We start from the raw sequence: 3,487 nt of genomic DNA on the forward strand, positions 1-3,487 counted from the left end.
AATATAATTGCTGGTATTTGTTGTGGAGTCAATCATTTTTTTTGTTGTTCAGTCAATAAATTAACTATACTTAAATAATTAATTTGTTGTTCTGTCAATGCTTGAACTTGTTGTTCAGTGAATGCTTGAATTTGTTGTTCTGTCAATGCTTGAAATTGTTCTAGAGTCAATGTTTGAACTTTTATAATTTCAGTTGTTGTTTCTTGAGTTAATAATTCTGTTGAATTTATAATTTCAGTTGTTGTTTCTTGAGTTAATAATTCTGTTGAATTTATAATTTCAGTTGTTGTTTCTTGAGTTAATAATTCTGTTGAATTTATAATTTCAGTTGTTGTTTCTTGAGTTAAATTATTGCCTCATTCTTGTGCTTGTAAAAATTGTTGATTAATTTCTTCAATTTTTTCTTGTCTCTCTTGTATAGGACTTTTTCAAGTTGTATTTTCAATTTTTGTTACATTTTGATTAATATTACTAATATTAGTATTAAATATTTTTAGTAAATTATTCATTTTAAACACCTCTTTTTTTAAACCTAAAATTCTTATTTATGTTTATATATTATATTTATTTAATTTTAAATTACATTAATTGGAATTTAATCCAAATTCACTTGAATTAAATAAAATTATTACAGTTGAAATCCGCAAAACAGTTCATATTTTTATTAGTTTTTTTGCTGTTTTTTTAAATTGATCTTATGTTTTCAAATTAATCTTTTAGAGTAAAAAATAATTTTCTTTTGATAATGGTTTATTAAGGGATTGTAAATGCATAGAGTTTATTTCATTTTTTATATCAAATTCATTATTTGAACTATTTATGTTTTTGTCAAGTTCAATAATTGGTTTAACATTATCGATTAATAATTTTTCCTCATGATTGATATTTTTTTGAAAATTATTTTTCAACTTGCGTCCAACAATACCTATTAAACCTAATGTAGTTGTAATTCCTAAATATAGTCAGTATTTTCAAGTTTGTTTTTCTTTAGATGTATCATTATTTTTAATGTGTTTTAATTTTAATCATGATATTTGTTTTTCAGTAAAGGCTTGAATTTGATTTTGTTGTAGTGATTGAATTTGTCTTTTAGAAAATGATTTTATTTGGTGTAAAGTTAATGCTGGTATTTGTTCTGGAGTCAGTCATGATATTGATTTTATAGTAGTTAATGAAGATATTGAATTGATATTATCAAACATTAAATTAGAACGTTTTTGTCTAGAAAAAACAGATTGATCTTTAAAAAACAATTTTTGCTCTGTACTAAACGCTTGAATTTGCTCTTTAGTAAATCATGATATTTGTTTTTCAGTAAAGGCTTGAATTTGATTTTGTTGTAGTGATTGAATCTGTTCTCTAGTAAATGCTTCAATTTGTGGTTTAGTTAATAATTTAATTTCAATTAATTTTAAATACTTAATTTCTTCTAATGGAATATTATGAATTTCATTTGGCATTTTACAAGCAATACTATCAAATATAATTGCTGGTATTTGTTGTGGAGTCAATCATTTTTTTTGTTGTTCAGTCAATAAATTAACTATACTTAAATAATTAATTTGTTGTTCTGTCAATGCTTGAACTTGTTGTTCAGTGAATGCTTCAATTTGACGTCTACTTAATGTTTGAAATTGTTCTAGAGTCAATGCTTGAACTTGTTCTGAAGTAAGCCATGATATTTGTTCTGGAGTCAATCATGATATTTGTTCTGACGTAAATAATTTTGTTAAAGACGGATTTAATTTTGATAAATGATTTTTTTTAAAATAAATAAGTTGTTCTTTTTTTAACGCTTGAACTTGTTGTGGAGTAAATCATGATATTTGTTTTTCATTCAATGAAAATATTTGTCAGGGCATAAAAAGTGATATTTGTTGTTCTGTCAATGCTTGAATTTGTTGTTCTGTCAATGCTTGAATTTGATTTTTAAGCAATAATGATATTTGTTCTGCAGTAAGTCATGATATTTGTTGTTTAGTGAATGCTTCTATTAGTTCTATTTTTAACGTTTGAATTTGAAGAGGTTGTAATGCTTGAACTTGTTGTTCAGTGAATGCTTGAATTTGTTGTTTAGTGAATGCTTCAATTTGTGGCACAGTCAATACTTGAACTTGTTGTGAAGTCAATCATGATATTTGTTCTGGAGTCAATGATGATATTTGTTGTCGAGTCAATCATGATATTTGTTGTGGAATTAATGAACCAATTTGTTCTTCTTTTCATTTTATAATTTGTCTTGCAGTAAATGCTCTAATTTGATCTTTGTTAAATATTGAAAGAGAAATTTTTTTGCATTTTAAAATCAAATCATTAATTTCATTTTTTCTACTAATAGAAATTAATTCAAGTTGTTGTTGAGTGAATGCTTGAATTTGATTTTGTTGTAGTGATTGAATCTGTTTTGCAGTTAATAATTCAATTTGGTCTGTAGTTAATCATTGAATTTGGTTTTCAGTAAAGGCTTGAATTTGGCTTTCAGTCAATGCTTGAATTTGTTGTTCTGTCAAGGCTTGAATTTGATTTTGTTGTAGTGATTGAATCTGTTCTCTAGTAAATGTTTGAACTTGTTGTGGAGTAAATCATGATATTTGTTGTGATTTTAATAATTGAATTTGTGGTAAATTCAAGTATAATATTTGGTCTTTGGTAAATCATTCAATCTGTTCTCTAGTAAATGATTGAATCTGTGTTTGTCTTAGTGTTCGAATTTGGCTTTCAGTCAATGCTTGAATTTGTTGTTCTGTCAATGCTTGAATTTGATCTTCTTTTAATGATTCAATTTGTGATACAGTCAGTGCTTGAATTTGAAATGGTTGTAATGCTTGAATTTGCAAAACTTTAAAACTTTCTATTGAAATTANGTAAATCATTCAATCTGTTCTCTAGTAAATGATTGAATCTGTGTTTGTCTTAGTGTTCGAATTTGGCTTTCAGTCAATGCTTGAATTTGTTGTTCTGTCAATGCTTGAATTTGATCTTCTTTTAATGCTTCAATTTGTGGTACAGTCAATGTTTTAATTAGTTCTATTTTTAACGCTTGAATTTGATTTTTTTTTAACGCTTGAATTTGAAATGGTTGTAATGTTTGAATTTCAAATTCTTTTCATTTTATAATTTGTCTTGGAGTAAATGCTCTAATTTGATCTTTGTTAAATATTGAAAGAGAAATTTTTTTGCATTTTAAAATGGAATCATTAATTTCATTTTTTCTACTAATAGAAATTAATTCAAGTTGTTGTTGAGTGAATGCTTCAAGTTGGATTTTAGTAAATTCTTTTATTTGATTTTGTCTTAATGCTTCAATTTGTGGCACAGTCAATGCTTGAATTTGATCTAAAGTTAATCATTGAATTTGGCTTTCAGTAAAGGCTTGAATTTGGCTTTCAGTCAATGCTTGAATTTGTTGTTCTGTCAATGCTTGAATTTGATCTTCTTTTAATGATTCAATTTGTGATACAGTCAGTGCTTGAATTTGAAATGGTTG

At 25.6% G+C, this 3,487-nt stretch carries 1 pseudogene; it reads right to left on the reverse strand.

Annotated features, from left to right (window positions below):
* Positions 1 to 509: pseudogene (locus tag SPIRDC1_RS09915) on the reverse strand (hypothetical protein); the annotation flags it as partial.
* Positions 510 to 3,487: the final 2,978 nt, after the last annotated feature.

The organism is Spiroplasma endosymbiont of Danaus chrysippus (assembly GCF_902809815.1).
Taxonomy (GTDB): Bacteria; Bacillota_I; Bacilli_A; order Mycoplasmatales; family VBWQ01; genus Spiroplasma_E.